This window comes from Streptomyces toyocaensis (genome assembly GCF_000725125.1).
GTDB classification, from domain to species: domain Bacteria; phylum Actinomycetota; class Actinomycetes; order Streptomycetales; family Streptomycetaceae; genus Streptomyces; species Streptomyces toyocaensis.
Genome location: NZ_JFCB01000003.1, coordinates 80,929 through 102,328 on the forward strand (window position 1 = coordinate 80,929; position 21,400 = coordinate 102,328).

Annotated in this window: 22 protein-coding genes; 16 read left to right on the forward strand and 6 right to left on the reverse strand. The window is 71.8% G+C overall.

Features of this window, described 5'->3' with window-relative positions; all coding sequences use genetic code 11:
* Nucleotides 1–36 precede the first annotated feature (36 nt).
* Genes BU52_RS05715 through mqnP form a run of 3 tightly spaced genes read left to right on the forward strand, consistent with a single transcriptional unit; the run spans nucleotide 37 to nucleotide 2,878 of the window.
* Complete coding sequence (locus BU52_RS05715; RefSeq protein WP_037929209.1) at nucleotides 37–1,494, forward strand: menaquinone biosynthesis decarboxylase; 1,458 nt, start codon at nucleotides 37–39, stop codon at nucleotides 1,492–1,494.
* The gene (locus BU52_RS05720) at nucleotides 1,491–1,961 is read left to right on the forward strand and encodes a hypothetical protein (protein ID WP_037929212.1); all 471 of its coding nucleotides are present in this window, start codon (nucleotides 1,491–1,493) and stop codon (nucleotides 1,959–1,961) included. The genes BU52_RS05715 and BU52_RS05720 overlap by 4 nt, the downstream gene beginning before the upstream one ends.
* The gene (gene mqnP / locus BU52_RS05725; protein ID WP_200881156.1) at nucleotides 1,958–2,878 is read left to right on the forward strand and encodes a menaquinone biosynthesis prenyltransferase MqnP; all 921 of its coding nucleotides are present in this window, start codon (nucleotides 1,958–1,960) and stop codon (nucleotides 2,876–2,878) included. Before BU52_RS05720 ends, mqnP begins: the two co-directional genes overlap by 4 nt.
* Before the next feature lie 2 nt (nucleotides 2,879–2,880).
* On the opposite strand, the gene BU52_RS05730 is transcribed toward mqnP, so the two are convergent.
* Nucleotides 2,881–3,483, reverse strand: coding sequence for a rhomboid family intramembrane serine protease (locus BU52_RS05730; protein ID WP_037929216.1), 603 nt, complete (start codon nucleotides 3,481–3,483; stop codon nucleotides 2,881–2,883).
* Between the two features lie 139 nt (nucleotides 3,484–3,622).
* Between BU52_RS05730 and BU52_RS05735 the strand changes: the two genes are divergently transcribed.
* The 3 genes from BU52_RS05735 (at nucleotide 3,623) to mqnE (ending at nucleotide 6,025) form a co-directional block, all read left to right on the forward strand.
* Nucleotides 3,623–4,261 (forward strand): UbiX family flavin prenyltransferase, encoded by a 639-nt coding sequence (locus BU52_RS05735; RefSeq protein WP_037929217.1) that lies wholly within the window; start codon nucleotides 3,623–3,625, stop codon nucleotides 4,259–4,261.
* Between the two features lie 84 nt (nucleotides 4,262–4,345).
* Nucleotides 4,346–4,804, forward strand: a complete 459-nt coding sequence (locus BU52_RS05740; RefSeq protein WP_037929219.1) for an Lrp/AsnC family transcriptional regulator — start codon at nucleotides 4,346–4,348, stop codon at nucleotides 4,802–4,804.
* A gap of 57 nt (nucleotides 4,805–4,861) precedes the next feature.
* Nucleotides 4,862–6,025, forward strand: a complete 1,164-nt coding sequence (gene mqnE, locus BU52_RS05745; RefSeq protein ID WP_037929222.1) for an aminofutalosine synthase MqnE — start codon at nucleotides 4,862–4,864, stop codon at nucleotides 6,023–6,025.
* A gap of 106 nt (nucleotides 6,026–6,131) precedes the next feature.
* Here mqnE and BU52_RS05750 read toward each other — a convergent pair whose 3' ends face one another.
* Nucleotides 6,132–8,345: an MMPL family transporter gene (locus BU52_RS05750; protein ID WP_051857991.1), complete on the reverse strand. Its 2,214-nt coding sequence runs from the start codon at nucleotides 8,343–8,345 to the stop codon at nucleotides 6,132–6,134.
* A 157-nt stretch (nucleotides 8,346–8,502) separates the two neighbouring features.
* Here BU52_RS05750 and BU52_RS05755 point away from each other — a divergent pair, with 157 nt between their 5' ends.
* The 7 genes from BU52_RS05755 to BU52_RS05780 all read left to right on the forward strand — a co-directional run bounded on the left by BU52_RS05755 (nucleotide 8,503) and on the right by BU52_RS05780 (nucleotide 13,379).
* Nucleotides 8,503–9,108, forward strand: coding sequence for a TetR/AcrR family transcriptional regulator (locus BU52_RS05755; RefSeq protein ID WP_037929223.1), 606 nt, complete (start codon nucleotides 8,503–8,505; stop codon nucleotides 9,106–9,108).
* A gap of 244 nt (nucleotides 9,109–9,352) precedes the next feature.
* On the forward strand, nucleotides 9,353–10,003 hold the full coding sequence (locus BU52_RS05760; RefSeq protein WP_107061095.1) for a UdgX family uracil-DNA binding protein: 651 nt from the start codon (nucleotides 9,353–9,355) through the stop codon (nucleotides 10,001–10,003).
* A 16-nt stretch (nucleotides 10,004–10,019) separates the two neighbouring features.
* Nucleotides 10,020–10,544 (forward strand): GNAT family N-acetyltransferase, encoded by a 525-nt coding sequence (locus BU52_RS05765; protein ID WP_037929225.1) that lies wholly within the window; start codon nucleotides 10,020–10,022, stop codon nucleotides 10,542–10,544.
* A 97-nt stretch (nucleotides 10,545–10,641) separates the two neighbouring features.
* A complete protein-coding gene (locus tag BU52_RS05770) occupies nucleotides 10,642–10,953 on the forward strand; it encodes a DUF4229 domain-containing protein (protein WP_037929228.1) in 312 nt (103 codons plus the stop codon).
* A 166-nt stretch (nucleotides 10,954–11,119) separates the two neighbouring features.
* On the forward strand, nucleotides 11,120–11,206 hold the full coding sequence (locus BU52_RS36960; RefSeq protein ID WP_327148552.1) for a putative leader peptide: 87 nt from the start codon (nucleotides 11,120–11,122) through the stop codon (nucleotides 11,204–11,206).
* 68 nt (nucleotides 11,207–11,274) lie between these two features.
* Nucleotides 11,275–12,576, forward strand: coding sequence for a dicarboxylate/amino acid:cation symporter (locus BU52_RS05775; protein WP_037929230.1), 1,302 nt, complete (start codon nucleotides 11,275–11,277; stop codon nucleotides 12,574–12,576).
* 104 nt (nucleotides 12,577–12,680) lie between these two features.
* Complete coding sequence (locus BU52_RS05780) at nucleotides 12,681–13,379, forward strand: TetR/AcrR family transcriptional regulator (protein ID WP_037929232.1); 699 nt, start codon at nucleotides 12,681–12,683, stop codon at nucleotides 13,377–13,379.
* Here the strand turns inward: BU52_RS05780 and BU52_RS05785 are convergent.
* Together BU52_RS05785 and BU52_RS05790 are read right to left on the reverse strand one after the other, a co-directional pair.
* Complete coding sequence (locus BU52_RS05785) at nucleotides 13,349–14,209, reverse strand: MaoC family dehydratase (RefSeq protein WP_037929234.1); 861 nt, start codon at nucleotides 14,207–14,209, stop codon at nucleotides 13,349–13,351. The two genes, BU52_RS05780 and BU52_RS05785, sit on opposite strands and share 31 nt — an antisense overlap.
* Nucleotides 14,210–14,216: 7 nt before the next feature.
* Complete coding sequence (locus BU52_RS05790) at nucleotides 14,217–15,527, reverse strand: 3-oxoacyl-ACP reductase (RefSeq protein ID WP_037929236.1); 1,311 nt, start codon at nucleotides 15,525–15,527, stop codon at nucleotides 14,217–14,219.
* A 73-nt stretch (nucleotides 15,528–15,600) separates the two neighbouring features.
* Here BU52_RS05790 and BU52_RS05795 point away from each other — a divergent pair, with 73 nt between their 5' ends.
* Both BU52_RS05795 and BU52_RS05800 read left to right on the forward strand, forming a co-directional pair.
* The gene (locus tag BU52_RS05795; RefSeq protein ID WP_037929713.1) at nucleotides 15,601–16,887 is read left to right on the forward strand and encodes an acetyl-CoA C-acetyltransferase; all 1,287 of its coding nucleotides are present in this window, start codon (nucleotides 15,601–15,603) and stop codon (nucleotides 16,885–16,887) included.
* A 241-nt stretch (nucleotides 16,888–17,128) separates the two neighbouring features.
* Nucleotides 17,129–19,051, forward strand: coding sequence for an AMP-dependent synthetase/ligase (locus BU52_RS05800; protein ID WP_037929239.1), 1,923 nt, complete (start codon nucleotides 17,129–17,131; stop codon nucleotides 19,049–19,051).
* Between the two features lies 1 nt (nucleotide 19,052).
* Here BU52_RS05800 and BU52_RS05805 read toward each other — a convergent pair whose 3' ends face one another.
* Nucleotides 19,053–19,706, reverse strand: a complete 654-nt coding sequence (locus BU52_RS05805; RefSeq protein ID WP_037929242.1) for a class I SAM-dependent DNA methyltransferase — start codon at nucleotides 19,704–19,706, stop codon at nucleotides 19,053–19,055.
* A 259-nt stretch (nucleotides 19,707–19,965) separates the two neighbouring features.
* A complete protein-coding gene (locus tag BU52_RS05810; protein ID WP_003992177.1) occupies nucleotides 19,966–20,169 on the reverse strand; it encodes a cold-shock protein in 204 nt (67 codons plus the stop codon).
* Nucleotides 20,170–20,477: 308 nt separating this feature from the next.
* Between BU52_RS05810 and BU52_RS05815 the strand changes: the two genes are divergently transcribed.
* Nucleotides 20,478–21,326 carry a menaquinone biosynthetic enzyme MqnA/MqnD family protein gene (locus BU52_RS05815; RefSeq protein WP_037929249.1) on the forward strand — a complete coding sequence of 283 codons (849 nt, stop codon included), beginning with the start codon at nucleotides 20,478–20,480 and terminating at the stop codon, nucleotides 21,324–21,326.
* The last annotated feature ends 74 nt before the right edge of the window (nucleotides 21,327–21,400 follow it).

Below are 21,400 nucleotides of genomic sequence, written 5' to 3' on the forward strand. Positions count from 1 at the left end.
CAGGGCCAGCGTAACCGCTCGGGGATACTTGACCGCATGGCTTACGACGATCTTCGCTCCCTGCTCAGGGCGCTGGAGCGCGAGGGCGACCTCAAGCGCATCAAGGCCGAAGTCGACCCCTACCTGGAGGTCGGTGAGATCGTCGACCGGGTGAACAAGGCCGGCGGTCCCGCGCTGCTCTTCGAGAACGTGCGCGGCTCCGGCATGCCCCTCGCGATGAACGTGTACGGCACCGACCGCCGGCTGCTCAAGGCGCTCGGGCTGAAGTCGTACGCGGACATCTCCGGCAAGATCGGCGGACTGCTCCGGCCGGAGCTGCCGCAGGGCTTCGTCGGTGTGCGCGAGGCGTTCGGGAAGCTCGGCGCGATGACGCACGTACCGCCGAAGAAGGTGAAGTCCCAGGACGCGCCCGTGCACGAGGTGGTGCTCACCGGCGACGACGTGGACCTCGAACAGCTCCCGGCGCTGTTCACCTGGCCCAAGGACGGCGGCTCCTTCTTCAACCTGGGGCTGACCCACACCAAGGACCCGGAGACGGGCATCCGGAACCTGGGCCTGTACCGGCTCCAGCGCCACGACAAGCGCACCATCGGCATGCACTGGCAGATCCACAAGGACAGCCGGAACCACTACCAGGTGGCCGCCCGGCGCGGCGAGCGGCTGCCGGTCGCCATCGCCTTCGGCTGCCCGCCGGCGGTGACGTACGCGTCCACCGCGCCGCTGCCCGGGGACATCGACGAGTACCTGTTCGCCGGGTTCGTGCAGGGCAAGCGGATCGAGATGGTCGACTGCAGGACGGTGCCGCTGCAGGTCCCGGCGCAGGCAGAGGTCGTGATCGAGGGCTGGCTGGAGCCCGGCGACATGCTGCCCGAGGGGCCGTTCGGCGACCACACCGGCTTCTACACCCCGCAGGAGCCCTTCCCCGCCCTGCGGATCGACTGCGTGACGATGCGGAAGCGCCCCCTGCTCCAGTCGATCGTCGTGGGGCGGCCGCCGACCGAGGACGGGCCGCTGGGACGCGCGACCGAGCGCTTCTTCCTGCCGCTGCTGAAGATCATCGTGCCGGACATCGTGGACTACCACCTCCCCGAGTCCGGCGGCTTCCACAACTGCGCGATCGTCTCGATCGACAAGAAGTACCCCAAACACGCCCAGAAGGTGATGCACGCCATCTGGGGCGCCCACATGATGTCGTTGACCAAGCTGATCGTGGTCGTCGACTCCGACTGCGACGTCCACGACCTGCACGAGGTCTCCTGGCGCGCCCTCGGCAACACCGACTACTCCCGTGACCTCACGGTCGTCGAAGGGCCCGTCGACCATCTCGACCACGCCTCGTACCAGCAGTTCTGGGGTGGCAAGGCGGGCATCGACGCGACGAGGAAGTGGCCCGAGGAGGGGTACACGCGCGACGGGGGCTGGCCCGACATGGTGGAGTCCGACCCCGGGACGGCGGCGAAGGTCGACCGCCGCTGGAAGGAGTACGGACTGTGAGTCCCCTCGCCGCCGGTGGCCCGGCGCTCTTCATCGGGACCGACACCGACTACGTGGCCCTCGTGCGCCCCGAACTCGACCCGGCCGACGAGGGGGTCCGCCGGGCCGCCGAGGAGGCGGGGATCACGCCCGAGGAGCTCGCCGGCCCCGGTGACACCTGGGCGGTGCTCTTCGAGCGGGGCGGCGACGGCGACGGCTTCGAACTGCCCGGCGTGCGTGACGCGGAACCCGCCGACCTCGCGCGGCGGCTGCGCGACGGCCTCGCCGCCGCGGACGCGCCGTTCACGGTCGACGGCGGTTCGGTGCTGCGGCTGGAGGCCCGCCCGGCCGGTGCCGGCACCTGCGCCTTCACCGCCCACGTCACCCCGCCCGACGAGGCCGGCACGCCGCTGACCGTGGAGACGGGCCCGCTGCCCGTCCCCGCCCTGCTCGCCGACCTCGACACGTTCCTCGGGAGCCTCGCATGATGACCACCGCCGACGGGATCGTGGATTCCGGCCCGGCGTCGCGGCCGGGACGCACCAGGGCGTTCCTGCGCCTCGTCATGATCGAGCACTCGGTGTTCGCGCTGCCCTTCGCCTACATCGCCGCGCTCACCGCGATGTACGAGTGGGACGCGAACATCCACTGGGGCCGGCTGCTGCTGGTCACCCTCGCCATGGTCGGCCTGCGGACCTTCGCGATGGCCGCCAACCGGATCATCGACCGCGAGATCGACGCCCGCAATCCGCGCACCGCGCACCGCGAACTGGTCACCGGAGCGATGTCGGTCAGGCACGCCTGGACCGGCGCCCTGATCGCCCTCGTCGTCTTCCTGGGCGCGGCGGCCCTGCTCAACCCGCTCTGCCTCGCCCTCGCGCCCGTCGCCGTGATCCCGATGGTGGTGTACCCGTACGGCAAGCGGTTCACCGACTTCCCGCAGGCCATCCTCGGTCTCGCCCAGGCCATGGGCCCGGTCGGCGGCTGGCTGGCCGTCACCGGAGCGTGGTCGTGGGAGGCGGTGGTCCTCGGACTGGCGGTCGGCATCTGGATCGGCGGCTTCGACCTGATCTACGCCTGCCAGGACGTCGACACCGACCGCGAGATCGGCGTGAAGTCGGTCCCGGCCCGCTTCGGCATCCCCGCCGCCGTGTGGGGCGCCCGCGTCTGCCACGCCGTGACCACGGCCCTCTTCGTCTGGTACGGCCTCCTCACCGACGCCGGTGCCTTCTTCTGGGTGGGGCTGCTGATCGTCGCCGCGGCCTTCGTCTACGAGCACACCATCGTCCGCCCGACCGACCTCTCCCGCCTGAACAGGGCGTTCTTCAGCGTCAACGGCTTCATCGGCATCGCCCTGTTCGTGTGCGCGCTGCTGGACCTGCTGGTGCGGGGGCTCACGCCGTAGCGCTACAGCGGCAGCTCCCGGGGCGCGGGGCGGCGACGGAGGACGAACGCCGCCGCCACGCCTGCCGCCAGGCCGATCAGATGGCCCTGCCAGCTGACGCCCGACTGTGTGGGGGCGAGGCCCGCCAGGATCGAGCCGCCCCAGACGGCGGCCACCAGCACACCGGCCAGGACGCCGAGCGGACGGCGCTCGACGAAGCCGCTGACCAGCAGGAAACCGAAGAGGCCGAAGATCAGGCCGGAGGCGCCCGCGGTGTTGGTGTGCGCCGGGGACAGGAGCCACACACCCAGACCGTCGGCGACGACGATCAGCGCGCACACGGCGAGGAACCTGCGTATGCCGCCGAGCGCCGCCAGGAAGCCGAGCACCAGCAACGGCACGGTGTTGGCGGCCACGTGGGCGAAGCCGAAGTGCACGAAGGCGGCCGGCAGGACGTCGGCCAGCTCGGAGGGGACGCGCGGCACGATGCCCAAGGCGTCCAGGGCATGGCCGGTGGCCACGTCGATCACTTCGAGCAGCCACAGCAGCGCCACCCAGCCCGCCATCAGCTTGCCCGCGGTCACCGCCCGGTCGCCCCACGACCACTCGGGGTGCGTGCCCGACATCGTCCACCCCCGCCGTCGGCCCGTTCTGTCCTCTGAGAACGCCCGGCCCCCCTTGGCCGGTTCCCGCCCTGTGACTCCGGATAGGCTCGGTGTCGTGAACCCAGTCAAGCCAGGAGACACGCGGCGTACGCCTTGGATCGTGGGGGTCTCCGGGGCCTCCGGCACCCCGTACGCCGCCTCGGTGCTGCGTGCGCTGCTCGCCGCCGGAGAGAGCGTCGACCTCGTCGTCAGCCGGGCCTCGCGGCTCACCCTCCTGGACGAGACCCAGATCGCCTTCCGTGACGCCCACTGGCAGGACGACCTGCGGCAATGGCTGTCCCGTGGGGCGGACGGAAAGCCGGACACCTTCACCGCCGACCTCGACGACGTACGGTACTGGGCCGCCGGTGACCTCGCGGCCGGGCCGTCCTCGGGGTCGTATCCGAGCAAGGGCATGCTGATCGTGCCCGCCTCCACGGCCTGTGTGGCCGGGGTGGCGCTCGGGCTGTCCAAGGACCTGTTGCAGCGGGCGGCGAGCGTGACACTGAAGGAGGGACGCACGCTGGTGGTGGCCGTGCGGGAGACCCCGCTGAACGGCCAGACGCTGCGGCACCTGGTCACGCTGGACGACGCGGGCGCGATCGTGGTGCCCGCCTCACCGGCCTTCTACGCGGGCGCGACGCACATCCAGGACCTGGTGGACTTCGTCGCCGGGCGCGTACTCGACGCGGCGGGCGTCGAGCACCGGCTCTACCGCCGCTGGAAGGGCGAACTCGGCGGCGGCTCCCGTACCGACTGAGCGGGCCGCCACATCGTCGGACACGACACGGCACCACCCTTTTCAGACACTCTCGCACCTCTTCAGGGGAAGGCTTCGATTCGCATGGACGCGGTGGACAGGCAGCTCATCCAGGCCCTCAGAGAGAACGGCCGGGCCTCCTACGCGGAGCTGGGGCGCCTCGTCGGCCTGTCGGGACCCAGCGTCACCGACCGCATCAACCGGCTGGAGGCGGCCGGTGTCATCACCGGCTACCGCGCCACCGTGGACGCCGCCTCGCTCGGCCTCGGCGTCACCGCCCTGATCGGCATCTCGCTCTCCGACGCCGCCGACCACGAGGACGTGGCGCAGCGGCTGAAGGACCTCACGGAGATCGAGGACTGCTGGTTCATCGCCGGCGACGACTCGTTCATGCTCAAGGTGCGGGCGACCGACGTGGACGGCCTGGAGAAGATCATCCGCCGGCTCTCCGGCACCAAGGGCGTCTCCCGGACCCGCACCACGATCGTGCTCTCCACGAAGTGGGAGAACCGCGTCGGTGAGCTGCCCGAAGAGGTCGGCTGACCGGGGCGTACGGTTGACGGGGTCCGCCTGGAGAGGTCGAGGGAAAGAGGGAACGGCATGGACGTCGGGCTCAAGCGCGAGCTGGAGGAGAAGGTCGGGGCGGGCGAACGCCTCACCCGTGAGGACGGCATCGCGCTGTACGAGTCGGACGACCTGGCGTGGCTGGGCGGACTGGCGCACGAGGTGCGCACGCGGCTGAACGGCGACGTCGTGCACTTCAACGTCAACCGCCACCTCAACATGACGAACGTGTGCACCGCCTCCTGCGCGTACTGCTCCTTCCAGCGCAAGCCGGGGGAGAAGGACGCGTACACGATGCGCATCGAGGAGGCGGTGAAGCTCGCCACGGCGATGGAGTCGGAGAACCTGACCGAGCTGCACATCGTCAACGGGCTGCACCCGAACCTGCCGTGGCGCTACTACCCGCGCTCGCTGCGAGAGCTGAAGGCCGCGCTGCCGGACGTCTCGCTCAAGGCGTTCACGGCCACCGAGATCCACCACTTCGAGACCATCTCGGGGCTGTCCGCCTCCGAGATCCTCGACGAGCTCATCGACGCGGGCCTGGAGTCCCTGACCGGCGGCGGTGCGGAGATCTTCGACTGGGAGGTGCGGCAGCACATCGTCGACCACCGCACCCACTGGGAGGACTGGTCGCGCATCCACCGCCTGGCGCACGAGAAGGGGCTCAAGACCCCGTGCACCATGCTGTACGGGCACATCGAGGAGCCCCGCCACCGCGTGGACCACGTGCTGCGGCTGCGTGAGCTGCAGGACGAGACCGGCGGCTTCCAGGTCTTCATCCCGCTGCGCTACCAGCACGACTTCGTGGACATGAAGGACGGCAAGATCCGCAACCGGCTCCAGGCGCGGACGCAGATGGCGACGGGGGCGGAGGCGCTGAAGACGTTCGCCGTCTCCCGGCTGCTGTTCGACAACGTGCCGCACGTCAAGGTCTTCTGGGTGATGCACGGCGTGCAGACGGCGCAGCTCGCCCTCCAGCACGGCGCGGACGACATGGACGGGTCGGTCGTCGAGTACAAGATCACGCATGACGCGGACGACTTCGGCACGCCGAACAAGCTGACGCGTGAGGATCTGCTGGACCTGATCCGGGACGCCGGCTTCCGGCCGGTGGAGCGCAACACGCGGTACGAGATCATCCGCGAGTACGACGGCCCGGACCCGGCGCGCCGGGAGTCCCCCCAGCCGATGCGGGTGTGAAGGGGGGCGAAGGGGCGGAGGCCCCTTCGCCTTCCCCTCAGCCGGCGAAGCCGGTCACCGGATGGTGGTCGGACAGGTTCCCCCCACCCCGGGAAGCGTCCGGTGGTTACGTACCGCCGGCGCCAGTGCCGGTGCTCATGGCGGTGGTCCGCACGGCAGGGGCGACGGTGGGTGCGGAAGGCGTCCCCGGGGTGCCCGGGCGGGTGGGCCACAGGGCGTGGTCGCCGAGCAGGCGGACGACGGCGGGGACCAGGAGCGGCCGGATGAGGAAGGTGTCCAGCAGGATGCCGAAGGCCATGGCGAAGCCGAACTGGAACAGTTCGCGGATCGGCTGGGTCATCAGGACGGCGAAGGTCGCGGCGAGGATGAGACCCGCGGAGGAGACGACGCCGCCGGTGCGGGTGAGGGCCGCGCCGATGGCTCCGGCCGGGGGCAGGGTGCGCAGTTCCTGCTTGAAGCGGCTCATGATGAAGATGTTGTAGTCGACGCCGAGCGCGACGAGGAAGACGAAGATGTATGCGGTGACCCGGTTGCCGATGCCTTCGTCGCCGAGGACGGTCACCGTGAAGAACGTGGTGGCGCCCAGAGTCGCCAGGAACGACAGGACGAGGGTCGCGGCCAGGTAGACCGGTGCGAGCAGCGAGCGCAGCAGGAGCACGAGGACCGCTGTGACCACGATCAGGACCAGGAGCACGATGAGGGCCGTGTCGCGGCCGAGGGCGGAGCGGATGTCGGCGTTCTGCGCCGTCTCCCCTGCGATGAGCACCGTGGCGTCCCGCACCCCGGCCGCGTCGGCCGCGGCTCGCGTGACCTGCTTGAGCGGTTCGATCGTGTCGAGCGCCTCGGAACCGTACGGGTCGAGATCGAGGACGACGTCGTAGAAGACGGTCCTGCCGTCCTCACCGAAGCGGGGATCTCCGACCCGGCTGACATCGTCGGCGTGGGTGAGCGCGGCGGCGATCCCGGCGGGTGCGGGGCCGGCGCGGAGGTCGTCCGGAGAACGGACGACGACGGTGCTGGGCGCGATCTCGCCGGGCCCGAACTCCTCCTGGACGAGGTGCTGTCCGCGCTCCGACTCGGTGGCGGCACGGAAACCGCTGAGGGTGTTGAAGCTCTCCTGGTAGCCGAGCAGCCCCGCGCTCATCACCACGAGCAGCACGACGACGGCCGAGGCGATCCGCACCGGGGCCCTGGCGACGACAGCGGCGACGCGATGCCAGATGCCCGCGCCGCGACTGCGTTCGGCGGCCTTGTCCACGCCTCCGGGCCAGAAGACGCTTGCGCCCAGCAGGAGGACCAGGGCGGGGATGAAGGTGAACGCCACCAGCGCCATGACGGCCACCCCCAGGGCCAGGTACGGCCCGAAGCCGTGCAGCGCGGGGGAGGCGGCCACGAGCAGGGCGAACATGGCGAGCACGATGGTGGAGGCGCTCGCGAGCACCGACTCGGCGGTCCGGTGCACCGCGGTCCGCATGGCGCGTGCGCGGTCCGGTTCCCCGGTCAGGGCCTCGCGGTAGCGGGCGGTGATGATCAGTGCGTAGTCGGTGCCCACGCCGAACAGCAGCACGGTCATGATCGAGGCGGTCTGGGAACTGACCGTGATGATCCCGGCGTCCGCGAGGAGCGCGCCGGTTGTTTCCGACACCCGCATCGCCACGCCGACGGCGAGGAGCGGCACGAGCGCCATCAGGGGCGAGCGGTAGATGGCCAGGAGGATGGCCAGCACGAGCGCGATGGTGGCCAGCAGCAGGACCTTGTCACCACCGCTGAAGACCTTCACCGTGTCGGTGGCGATCCCGGCGGGACCGGTCACGGCGACCTCGGTCGGCCCGGCCCGCTCGGCGGCGAGGGCCCGCACCTCGTCGACGGCGTGCTGGAAGGACTCGTCCGAGGGGCTTCCCGTCATGGGCACGATGACCAGCTGGGCGCCGCGGTCCCGCGAGACGAGTCCGCCCGCGGCGTCGGGAGCGGTCACCGTGGAGACCACGCCGGCGACCTGGCCGGGCCGGCCGGTTCCCGAGAGGGCCGCGGTGATACGGGCCACGGCCCGCCCGGCGCTCCGGGCGGCGTCGGCACCCTCACCGCGCACCACGATGACGGCCGGTGTCGCGTCCTGGCCCGGAAGCCGGTCGCGGACGAGGTCGCGGGCCCTCATGGAATCCGAGGCGGCGGGCGGCAAGTTGGCGGAGGCGTTGTCCTGGACGGACTCCAGAGCCGGGGCGACCCCGGCAAGGAGCCCCGCGATCAGTACCCAGAACGCCACCACCACGGCGGCGCGTTTCCTCGATCCGAGGAGGAGTCGGAGCAGACGGAGATTCATCGGTTGCATCGAGGAGCCTTCGGCCGGAAGCGTGGGACGGAATGTTAGGGACAGGGTGTCTCTAAGATTCGCCAAGCTAACACGACCCCCCACCGCGGCCCGGCTCGGGGGTAGATTGGCGCGGGACGGTGCGGCACCCGGAGGCGAAGCGGAGACCATGCCCAAGATCGAAGCCGGCAGTGTCCGGGAGCACCGGGCCCAGCGGCTCGCCCGGCTGATCGACGCGGCAGAGGCCCTCCTGGACGAGGGCGGCGTCGAGGCCCTCACCGCGGGCGCGGTCGCCGCGCGGGCCGGCATCGCCCGCAACAGCATCTACCGCTACTTCGACTCCATCGATGACCTGCTCGAACTCGTGGTCTCCCGGGAGTTCCCCGCCTGGACCCAAGCCGTGGAGCAGGCCATCGCGGCCGAGACGACGCCCGAAGCCCAGGCCGCCGCCTATGTCAGGGCCAATCTCGAACAGGCCGCTCGCGGCACCCACGGCTGGCGTGCCGCGCTCTCACGCGGCTCGCTCTCCCCGTCGGCGCGGGAACGAGTGAGGAGCCTGCACACCTCACTGCGCGAGGCGCTCGCCCGGGTCGTGCGCGAACTGGGCCGTCCGCAGCCGGAGCTGACCGTCGCCGTGCTCCAGGCCGTGGTCGACGCGTGCATCCGCAGGATCGACCAGGGTGACGAACTGACGACCGTGTCCGACTTCGCGGAGGATGCCACACACCGGCTGCTCGCGCCCACGACCGGACAGGACTTCCCCGGCCACACGTGACGCGCCGCCCGTGAGCCACCCGTCCGTCCGCGGTGAAAGCCCGTCCCGGCGAGGTGAGCCGCCGGGAGCCATGGGGATCTCCGGTCGGTTCTCCGGCATGCCGGGTGCCGCCCTTGCTCCCGCTGCGGCGTTCGGCTCGCTCGCCGTGCCCGGCCGCACCGCGGCGCGGTCGCCGGATGTGCGGCTCCGCCGCGTGGCCGCGACCGGCACGAGGCCGAAGCCGCACGATGGGTACCCGTGCCCCATGGTGACCAGCCGTGCCCCAGAGGACGCCTACACCGCCGAACCCTTCGTCCCCTCCCGCGGCGGCCTCCCCGCCCTGCGCAGGGCGGCCGCCGACTGCCGGGGCTGTCCCCTGCACCGCGACGCCACGCAGACCGTCTTCGGCGCCGGGAGCACCGACGCCCGCGTCATGCTCGTCGGGGAGCAGCCCGGTGACCAGGAGGACCGGCAGGGCAAGCCGTTCGTCGGGCCCGCCGGGAAGCTGCTCGACCGGGCGCTGGCCGAGGCGGGTGTCGACCCCGGCGAGGTTTACGTCACCAACGCGGTCAAGCACTTCAAGTTCACGCGGGCCGAGCCCCGCAAGCGCCGCATCCACAAGGCGCCCTCCCTGCGGGAGACGACCGCCTGCGCGCCGTGGCTCGCCGCCGAACTCGCCGTCGTCGAGCCGGAACTGATCGTCGTGCTCGGCGCGACCGCCGGGAAGGCGCTGCTCGGCTCCTCGTTCCGGGTCACGCAGGTGCGCGGCACGGTGCTGGAGGAGGAGATCCACGGGCGCCCCGAGCGGCTGGTGCCCACGGTCCATCCCTCCGCGGTGCTGCGGGCGGACGACCGGGAGGCCGCGTACCGGGGGCTGGTGGCCGACCTGAGAACAGCCGCGGACACCCTGGGGTAAGGGATAGCATGGCCACATGCCCCTTACCTTTACGTTCGATCCCGTCGTCACCCCCGACCTGCGCGACGGCATCCTCGACCTGTGGACCGACGTCACCAACGCGGGCGGGGCGGTCGGCTTCGTGCCGCCGGCGACGCGGGACGAGATCCGTCCCGCACTGGTGCGGCAGTTCGTGTCGATGGCGGAGGAGCGCTCACGACTGCTCGTCGGGCACGACGAGGACGGCCGGGTGGCCGCGACGGCGTTCCTCACGTTCAACACCCACCACCTGATGACCCACTGGCTCTGGCTCTACACGGTGATGGTCCACCCGCGCCACCAGGGCAAGGGCTACGGCCGTGACCTGATGGCCGCCGCCGAGCGGGCGGCCCGCACCCTCGACGGCATCGAGGCGATACGGCTCTCCTGTCGCGGCGGACTCGGGCTGGAGCGCTTCTACGCCTCCTGCGGCTACAAGGAGGTCGGCCGGATCCCGGGCGCGATCCGCGTGGCCCCCGGCGACGACCGGGACGACGTCCTCCTGCTGCTGCCGCTGACCTGAGCCGCCGTACCCCGCTGAAAGATCCTCCATCGGCCGTGCTTCACTGGACGTTGTCCCTTTGGGGTGTTCTGACCGTACGCATGGAAGAGTGGATGAGATGCTCCGCTACACGCTGATGCGCCTCGGGATCTTCGTGGGCTGCCTCGTGGTCGTCTGGGGTCTCGTCTACTCCGGCCTCGCCCCGCGTGGTCTGGGCGACTCCAACGGCCTGTGGGTCGTGCTGCTCGCGCTGGTGCTCTCGGCCCCGATCAGCTTCGTGGTCCTGCGCAAGGAGCGGGACCGGGCCTCCGAGCGGATCGTGCGGCGCGTGGACCGGGTCAAGGCCAACCTCGAGGCCAACCGCACCATGGAGGACACGGGCGACGACGCCGCCCGTTCGCAGGGGCAGGCGCAGGGGCAGACCTCGTAACGTCCGTCACACCCGCGCACCGCGCTTCGAGCGCCCCGGTTTCCGAAACCCCAGGAAACCGGGGCGCTTTGCGTTGTATGGATGGATCTGCTCCGGAGCCTCTCAAAGCAAGGCTTTGAGGATCTCAAAGTTCAGGTGTTACGGTCTTCGGGTGAAGTCAGCAGCCGTGTTCCCCACGCCCCGGAGTGTTCCGCTCGTGGCGCGCCTGCACGTGGACCTCTGCCGGGTCACCTCCGCGAACTGTCGTCCCTGACGCCGCGCGCCACCCGAGTCCCACGTCACCCTTCCTCACGCGTCCCCACAGACGGATCACAACGGAGCATGTCCGTGTCCACGAACACGCAGTCCAAGCTGCCCCTGCGCGCGCCCTTCTGGGCCCAGATACTCGCCGGCCTCGTCCTGGGCGTCCTGCTCGGCTGGCTGGCCCGAAGCCAGGACCTCTCCTGGCTGGTCACCACCCTGGAGAAGGTCGGTGGCACCTTCATCGGCCTGCTGAAGCTCGCCGTCGCCCCGCTCGTCTTCTTCGCGATCCTCGTCTCCATCACCAACCTGCGGAAGGTCAACAACGCGGCCCGGCTGGCCTCGCGGACCCTCCTCTGGTTCATGATCACGTCGCTGATCGCGGTGGCGATCGGCCTGGTCATCGGCCTGGTCACCAACCCCGGCGCGGGCACCGGCCTCACCCCGGCGGACGGCGCCGAACCGGAGAAGACCGGCTCCTGGATCGACTTCCTCACCGGCATCGTGCCGACCGACGTCATCACGCCGTTCACCGAGCTGAACGTCCTGCAGATCGTCTTCATGGCCGCCGTCGCCGGTGTCGCCGCCCTGCAGCTCGGCGAGAGGGCCCAGCCGATCCTCACCCTGAGCGAGTCCGTCCTCGAACTCCTCCAGAAGGCCCTGTGGTGGGTCATCCGCCTGGCCCCGCTCGGCACCGTCGGCCTCATCGGCAACGCCATCGCCACCTACGGCTGGGACCTGATCGGCAAGTACGCCACCTTCACCGCCGACATCTACGTCGGCTGCCTCCTCGTCCTCTTCGGCGTCTACCCGGCGCTGCTGGCGACCGTCGCCAAGGTCAACCCCGTGCAGTTCTTCAAGGGGGCCTGGCCCGCGATCCAGCTGGCCTTCGTCTCCCGCTCCTCCGTCGGCACCATGCCGCTCACCCAGAAGGTCACCGAGCGCCTCGGCGTGCCGAAGGAGTACGCGAGCTTCGCCGTCCCGTTCGGCGCGACGACGAAGATGGACGGCTGCGCCGCGATCTACCCGGCCATCGCCGCGATCTTCGTCGCCCAGATCTTCGACATCCAGCTCGGCGTCGGGGACTACCTGCTGATCGCCTTCGTCTCGGTCGTGGGCTCCGCCGCCACGGCCGGCCTCACCGGCGCGACCGTCATGCTGACCCTCACCCTGTCCACCCTCGGCCTGCCGATGGAGGGCGTGGGCCTGCTCCTGGCCATCGACCCGATCCTGGACATGATCCGCACCGCGACCAACGTCGCCGGGCAGGCCCTGATCCCGGTCGTCGTCTCCGCGCGTGAAGGGCTGCTCGACCGGGACGCGTACGACACCGTCCACGCCTCCCCGGTCGACGAGCCCCGGCAGGTGCCCGTCGCCGCCTGAGCCGCCGTCCGGACGCCGCCCGCGCCGCCCCTGTAAGGCGCCGCGGGCGGTGGTGTGTCCGAGGGCGGGCGGAGCATGCGGAGCGGGCCCGTACGCTAAGCCGTATGGGTGCCGTGAAGACGAAGCGGATGCCGCGTGCGGTCCGTGAACAGCAGATGCTGGACGCCGCCGTACGGACCTTCGGTCAACGGGGGTACATGGCCGCGTCGATGGACGAGATCGCCGAACTGGCGGGCGTGTCCAAGCCGTTGGTGTACCTGTACCTCAACTCCAAGGAGGACCTCTTCACCGCCTGCATCCGGCGGGAGGCGAAGGCCCTCACCGAGGCGGTCCGCGCCGGCGCCCGGCCGGGCCTGCCCGCCGACCGCCAGCTCTGGTCGGGGCTGGCGGCGTTCTTCACGCACACCGCCCGGCACCCCGACGGCTGGGCCGTCCTGCACCTCCAGGCGCGCACGCACGGCGAGGTGTTCGCCGCCGAGGTGGCCGCGATGCGCACGGAGATCGTGGCGTTCGTGACGCAGCTGATCCTCGAGGCCGCCCGCGAGGCCCACCGGGACCCGGATCTGCCCGAGCGTGAGGTGTCCGGCCTCGCGGAGGCCCTGGTCGGGGCCGCCGAGGCGCTGGCCGACTGGGCCAACGCCACGCCCGGCGTCACGGCCCGGCAGTCGGCGGCCACCCTGATGAACTTCGCCTGGGCGGGACTGGGCAACCTGATGGAGGGCCGCCACTGGACGCCGCCCGACGACGAGGCCGGCGTCGGCGCCGGCGAGGCTCAGACCGGGCGGACCTCACCGGTCAGGTGAACCCGGTCGCCGGGGCCGCGCAGCTCGAAGCGCCCGCCCCGGGCCGCGTAGGTCACCGTCCCCGGCAGGAGAACCGGCGCACGGAATCCGGCCCGTATGTCCGTCGCCTCGGGGGTGCCGTGCGCGGCGAGGCAGCGGGCCACGGTCCACATGCCGTGCGCGATGGCGCGGGGGAAGCCGAAGACCCGGGCGGTGAGCGGATGGAGGTGGATCGGGTTGCGGTCGCCGGACGCGGCGCCGTAGCGCCGGCCGACGTCGCCGGCCAGGCGCCACTCCTCGACGGCCGGCAGGGGCGGAAGCTTCCCCTCCGCGTCCTTCGGGGCCTGTGACGCGGTGGTTGTCCGGTGCCGGGCCAGATAGGTGCTCCGCGACTCCCACACGACGTCCCCGCCGGCCCGCATCCGCGTGACCACGGCGGCCTGGGTGCCGCGCCGGTGCGGGGCCAGCCCGTCGATGTGCACCGTCAGGTCGTAGACACCGGCGGACGGGGTCGCCCGGTGCCGGGTGATGCGTATCGACGTGTGGACGAGGCCGAGGAGCGGCAGGGGGAAGTCCCGCTCGCTCATCAGCCGCATGGCCAGCGGGAACCCCAGGACGTGCGGATACGTCACCGGCAGGGCGTCCTCGCCGGTCGGGAAGCCGCAGACCCGCTCGTAGGCGGTGAGCCGGGCGGGATCGACGCGCAGGCCGGGCAGGACCAGCCGGGTGCGCGGATGAGCGGCGTCGGGGCGGGGCCGTTTGAAGGGCGACAGCAGGGCGCCGCGGGCCAGGAGCGGTGCGAGGGCGGGAGTCCGGGGGAGCTCGCGCGTGGGCACGGGTGCGGAGGCCATGGAACGCTCACGCCCCCAGCAGGCTCTGGCCGCAGACCCGGACGACCTGGCCGTTCACCGCGCCGGAGGCCGGGTGGGCGAGCCAGGCGGTGGTCTCGGCGACGTCGGCGGGAAGTCCGCCCTGGGCGAGGGAGTTCATCCGGCGACCCGCCTCACGGATGAACAACGGTACGGCGGCCGTCATCTCGGTCTCGATGAACCCGGGTGCGACCGCGTTCACCGTCACGCCGTGCCCGGCGAGCGCGCGCGGGGCGAGGGAGCGGACCATCCCGGTGACCCCGGCCTTGCTCGCCCCGTAGTTGGTCTGGCCGGCGTTCCCGGCGAGGCCCGCGATGGAGGAGGTGGCGACGATCCGGCCCCCGCGCCTCAGGGCGCCCGCGGCGAGCAGCGCGTCGGTCGTGCGCAGCACGCTCGCCAGGTTCACCTCCAGGACCGGTGCCCAGCGCTCGGCGGGCATGTTGGCCAGCCGCCGGTCACGGGTGATGCCCGCGTTGTGGACGAGTACGTCGATGCCGTCGGGGAGGGCCTCGGCGATCCGGGCGCCCGCGTCGGCGGCGGTGATGTCGAGGGCGAGCACGCTGCCGCCGAGCCGTTCGGCGACGCGGCGGGCGTCCCGCTCGGCCCGCGGCACGTCGAGGACGACCACGTGGGCGCCGTCCCGGGCCAGGGTCTCGGCGACCGCCTCGCCGATGCCGCGCGCGGCGCCGGTCACCAGGGCGGTGCGCCCGGCGAGGGGGCGGTCCGCGTCGTACGGGCCGACGGTGTCGTCGTGGGGGCCGACCCCGATCACCTGGCCGCTGACGTAGGCCGATCTGGGCGAGAGCAGGAAGCGGAGGGTGGACGCGGCGGCGCGGGCGTCGGTGAGGCGGACCAGGTTCACGGTGACGCCGCGGCCGGTCTCCTTGCCGAGGGAGCGGGTGAAGCCCTCCAACGCCTGCTGTGCGGCGGCCTGATGGTGGTCGGCGGGGTCGAGCGGGGCGCCGAGCACCACGATCCGGCCGCTCGCGGCGACGGACCGCACGACGGGGTGCAGGGCCGCGTGCACCTCGGCGAGCCCTGCGACGTCCCGGATCCCGCTCGCGTCAAGGACGACGGCGGCGGTCCGGCCCGTGGTCCCGTCCGGGCCGGGTCCGGTGCGGGCGAGGACGGGGGCGAGGTCGAGGCCGGTCGTGCCGGCGGTGAGGTGGAGCAGACCGCCGTCCAGCTCCGGCCGGGCGGCTGACCAGCGGCGCAGCGGGGCGGGCCGGGGGAGACCCAGGCGGCGCGTCAGGAAGCGGCCCGGCGCGGTGCCGGTGAAGCTCAGGTAGCGGTCGGCCATGAGGGCTCCTCCGTGCTTACTCTGGAGTAAGGTTACCGGAGGTAATCCTATGGCACGTGAGGAGCAGGTCGAGATGAGCACCCTGAAGCCGACGGCCGTGCGGCGCGTCGCGGTCGTCGGCGGCGCCCGCGTCCCCTTCGCCCGCTCCGACGGCCCGTACGCCACCGCCTCCAACCAGGAGATGCTCACCGCCGCGCTGGACGGTCTCGTCGCGCGGTACGGCCTGCAAGGGCCGGGCGCCGTCGGGGAGTTCGTCGCCGGGGCGGTCCTCAAGCACAGCCGTGACTTCAACCTCGCCCGCGAGACGGTCCTCGGCTCGGCGCTCGACGCCCGCACCCCCGCCTACGACATCCAGCAGGCCTGCGGTACCGGGCTGCAGGCCGTCGTCGCCGCCGCCAACAAGATCGCCCTCGGACAGACGGAGGCCGCGATCGCCGGCGGCGCCGACACCGCGAGCGACGCCCCCCTCGGCGTCAACGACGACCTGCGCAAGGTGCTGCTCCAGGCGCGGCGCGCGACGTCGCCGGCCGCGCGCCTCAGGGCGCTGGCGAAGGTACGCCCCCGCCATCTCGTCCCCGACATCCCGCGCAACGCCGAGCCGAGCACCGGCCTCTCCATGGGCGAACACGCCGCCGTCACCGCCCGTGCCTGGGGCATCACCCGGGAGGCCCAGGACGAACTCGCGGCGGCCAGTCACCAGCGGCTCGCGGCGGCGTACGAACGCGGCCTGCTGAAGGACCTGGTGGTGCCCTTCCGGGGCCTGGCCCGCGACCAGAACCTGCGCTCCGGCTCGACGGTGGAGAAACTCGCCGCGCTGAAACCGGTGTTCGGCCTGGAGCACCCCGGTCCGACCATGACCGCGGGCAATTCGACCCCGCTCACGGACGGCGCGGCGCTGGTGCTGCTGGCGAGCGAGGAGTGGGCCCGGGAACGGGGCCTGGAACCGCTCGCGTACCTCACCGCCCACGAGAGTGCCGCCGTGGACTTCGTGCGCGGTGACGTCGCCGACGGCGAGGACGGCCTGCTGATGGCCCCGGCGTACGCGGTCCCCCGCATGCTGGAGCGGACCGGTCTTGGCATGGCGGACTTCGACCTGGTCGAGATCCACGAGGCGTTCGCCTCCCAGGTGCTCGCCACCCTGGCCGCCTGGGAGAAGCGAGGTCTGGCGCCCGTCGACCGCGCGCGGCTGAACGTCGCCGGCTCGTCCCTGGCCACCGGCCACCCCTTCGCCGCGACGGGCGCCCGCATCGTCGCGACGCTGGCCACCCTGCTCGCCGAACGGGACGCACCCGGCCGGGGACTGATCTCCGTCTGCGCGGCGGGCCGACAGGGCGTGACGGCGATCCTGGAACGGCCGTGAACGGCCGTGAACGCCGTGCATGCCCCGTGACACGTACGTGAGTGACCCTCACGCGACCCCCGACACTGCACATGCCCGGCCCGGGACCCTTCCCGTCCCCGCACAGACCCGCCACGTCCGGCCCGTACGATCCCGGCACCCACCGGTGGCCCCCCGCGGGACCCACCGGTGAACGCCTCGGCGTGCGAGGCACGTACGTCGTGGCAGCACGCAGTTCCCCTGCACGCCCCAGGAGCCGCCCGTGTCCACCGCGCATTCCTCCACCGCTCTCGACGACGACGTCTACGGAGCGCCCGTCCTCGTCGAGCCCGAGACCCGGCGGCTGGACGGGGCCGTACGGGAAGCGTCCGTACCGCCGTTCGCGAAGCCGGTGCGGCACGGATCCCTCGCCGACCTGCCGTTCGACAACGCGGGCGCGGCACCGGACGCGGTGGTGCTCAGCCGGAGGTCGGCCGACGGCGGCTGGCGTGACGTTTCGGCGCGGGGGTTCGCCGCCGAGGTCATGGCCGTCGCGAAGGGACTGATCGCCGAGGGCCTGGCGCCGGGCGACCGGATCGCCGTCATGGCCCGCACCGTCTACGAGTGGACGGTCCTCGACTTCGCCGCCTGGGCGGCCGGACTGGTCACCGTCCCCGTCTACCCCACCTCGTCCGTCTTCCAGGCCCGCTGGATCCTGCACGACTCCGGCGCGGTCGCCCTGATCACGGAGACCACGGCGCAGGCCGCCGCCCTCGGCCCCGAGCTGCCGCACCTGCCCGACCTGCGACGGGTGTGGACCATGGACAAGGGCCACGTCGACGCCCTGGCGGAGGCGGGAGCACACCTCCCGGACGCCGAGGTGGAGGTGCGCCGGGGCATGCTGGTCCCCGACACCCTCGCCACCCTCGTCTACACGTCGGGCACGACCGGCCGCCCCAAGGGCTGCGCCCTCACCCACGGCAACTTCTTCGCGGGGGTGGACAACGCGATCGAGCTACTCTACCCCATCTTCAAGGCCCGGACCAGCGAAGAGGCCTCCGTGCTGCTCTTCCTGCCGATGTCCCACGTCTTCGGCCGCATGGTCGCCGTCGCCTGCGTGCGCGCCCGGGTGCGCCTCGGACACGCGCCGAGCCTGGCGGCCGAGGACCTGCTGCCGGACCTGGCGAGCTTCCGGCCCACCTGTCTGCTGGCCATCCCCTACATGCTGGAGAAGGTCTTCAACACCGCCCGGGCGAAGGCCGAGTCGGGCGGACGGCTCTCCACCTTCGACCGCGCGGTGTCGGTGGCCCGCCGCTACGGCGAGGCACTCGAGGCCCGGCAGACCGGCGCCGGCCCCGGCCCGTCCCGCTCCCTGAAGGCGGCGCGCGCCCTCTACGACCCGCTCGTCTACCGCAAGCTGCGCAACGCCATGGGCGGCAGGGTCCGCTACGCCATCTGCGGCGGCTCCCCGCTCGGCCGCCGTCTCGCCGCGTTCTACGCCGGTGCGGGCATCGAGATCTTCGAGGGCTACGGCCTGACGGAGACCACGGGCGCCTCGACGGTGACCCCTCCGCTGAAACCCCGCCTCGGCACGGTGGGCTGGCCGCTGCCCGGCACGCGGATCCGGATCGCGGCGGACGGCGAGATCCTGCTCGGGGGAGAGCACGTGCTGCGCGGCTACTGGGACCCGCAGGCGGGCGGGGTCGTCCCGGCGGCCCCCGACGGCTGGCTCCCCACGGGCGACCTGGGCGAACTGGACGACGAGGGCTATCTGACCATCACGGGCCGCAAGAAGGAGCTGATCATCACCGCGGGCGGCAAGAGCGTCGCTCCGGCACCGCTGGAGAACTGGCTCCGCTCACACCCGCTGATCTCCCAGGTCATGGTGGTGGGCGACAACCGCCCGTACGTCTCCGCCCTGATCACCCTCGACCTCGACGGCGTCACCCACTGGCGCCGCATGAACGGCAAGCACCCGGTCCCCGCGAAACTGCTGGTGGACGACGAGGAGCTGCTGGCGGTCCTCCGGCGCGCCGTCGACGAGGCCAACAAGATGCTCTCCCGCCCGGAGTCGATCCGCCGCTTCACCGTCCTCCCGGTGGACTTCACCGAGGAGGCGAGCCACCTGACGCCGTCGATGAAGCTGCGGCGCGCGGAGATCCTGCGGGACTTCGCGGAGGAGGTGGAGGGTCTGTACGGGGGATAGGTCACCGCGTCGCGCGGGCGATCAGGAGTGCCTGGGGGGTCGACTCGCCCTGGTCCGTGTCGGCCGCCCGCACCGTCTGCTGGACGAGGGTGAAACCGGCCGCCCCCAGGAGCGCGGCGACGCGTTCCGGGCGCATGCGCCGGAAGTCGAGGGTGACCGGGTGGCCCCAGGGATGCTCGTGGCGGCGGGGTTCGTCGCCGCACTGGAAGGCGAGCAGCAGGTGGCCCCCGGGCGCCAGGACCCGGCGGAACTCGGCGTACACGGCGGGCAGCTCGTCCTGCGGGGTGTGGATGGTGGAGTACCAGGAGACCACGCCCTCCAGGCTCCCGTCGGGGAGGTCCAGCTTCCGCATCGAGCCGCGCTCGAAGCGCAGGCCGGGGTGCTCGCGACGGGCGATCGCGAGCATCCCCTCCGACAGGTCGAGGCCGAAGACGGAGAGTCCGAGGGAGGCGAGGTGCGCGGTCACCTCACCGGGGCCGCACCCCAGGTCGGCCACCCGGCCGTGCTTGCCGACCAGCTCGGCGAAACCGGCCAGCAGCGCCCGGTCCAGCGGCCGCACGGCGAGCTGGTCACGGAACAGGGCGGCGTAGTCCTCGGCGATGGCGTCGTAGAAGGCGCGGGTGGCGGCTGTGTGATCGGCGTCGGCGGCGGTCATGGGCGGTGACCCTACCCGTATGCGCGCATTCCGGGGACCGGACGGGTGAATGCGGGACCGGACGAGGAGAATGCCGCCCGGTCGCGGTGATGTGCCCCATTCATGCGCTGATGGAGCCCGGTGCGGAATTCGCGCGGAAGGTGCCGCGGGTGGGCGAAGAATTCGCCGGGAATTCAGCAGGGTGCCGAAAAGGCAGGAGCCCCGTCGCCTGACGGCGCGGGGCTCCTTGGGTACTGCTAGTCGTTCCCGGATCGGAGGATCAGACCGGGGTGACGTTCTCCGCCTGAGGGCCCTTCGGACCCTGCGTGACGTCGAAGGACACCTGCTGGTTCTCCTCGAGGGAGCGGAAACCGCTCGCGTTGATCGCGGAGTAGTGGACGAAGACGTCGGGGCCGCCGCCTTCCTGGGCGATGAAACCAAAGCCCTTTTCGGCGTTGAACCACTTCACGGTTCCGGTAGCCATAAGCCCTCCTTGGGCCCAAAGGGTTGCCCTGCTCCAGAACCAGCAAGTGTGAAGACCAATTCCGCACAACTGCATCCGTCTGAGAACGACGAGAGCCCGCGGTCACATGCTCCGCAGGCTCTGTACTGCAAGGGAAACCAAACTGCAACTTGCGAAGAAGCCTAGCACGCGGGAGCCCGAATGCAAGAGAGGGAAAGATCACGTCACTCGAATGTTTGCATGTCTCCCGTGGCGCACCCGTCCGGTCGTTCAATGTTGTACGAGGGGGTGCGGACCCTCCCGCTCCGGCCGAGGGCTAGCCTCACGATGTGGACAATCCTCGCACCCGGCCGCGCGTCGGCCACATCCAGTTCCTGAACTGCCTGCCCCTGTACTGGGGGCTCGCGAGAACGGGCACGCTCCTCGACTTCGAGCTGACGAAGGACACCCCCGAGAAGCTCAGCGAGCAGCTGGTGCAGGGCGACCTCGACATCGGGCCCATCACCCTGGTCGAGTACCTCAGGCACGCCGACCGGCTCGTCGCCTTCCCCGACATCGCCGTCGGCTGCGACGGCCCGGTGATGTCCTGCGTGATCGTCTCGCAGGTCCCGCTGGAGCGGCTGGACGGCGCCCGGGTGGCCCTCGGGTCGACCTCCCGCACCTCCGTGCGCCTCGCCCAGCTCCTCCTCGCCGAACGCTACGGCGTACGGCCCGACTACTACACCTGCCCTCCCGACCTGGGCCTGATGATGCGGGAGGCCGAGGCGGCCGTACTCATCGGGGACGCGGCCCTGCGCGCGAACATGCTCGACGGCCCCCGCTACGGCCTCGACGTGCACGACCTGGGCGCCCTGTGGAAGCAGTGGACGGGCCTGCCCTTCGTCTTCGCCGTCTGGGCGGCCCGGCGCGAGTACGCCGAGCGTGAGCCGGTCATCACCCGCAAGGTGCACGAGGCCTTCCTCGCCTCCCGCAACCTCTCCCTCGAGGAGGTCGGCAAGGTCGCCGAGCAGGCCGCCCGCTGGGAGGACTTCGACGAGCGGACGCTGGCCCAGTACTTCACCACCCTCGACTTCAGCTTCGGTGCCCCGCAGCTGGAGGCGGTCGCGGAGTTCGCCCGCCGGGTGGGACCGACGACGGGGTTCCCCGCGGACGTCACGGTGGAACTGCTGCGCCCGTGACCCCGGGCGGGGGGCGCGGGCGGCGCACTACCCTGCTGGAGGGCTCCGGCGTAGGGGCGTGACGGGGGAGGGGT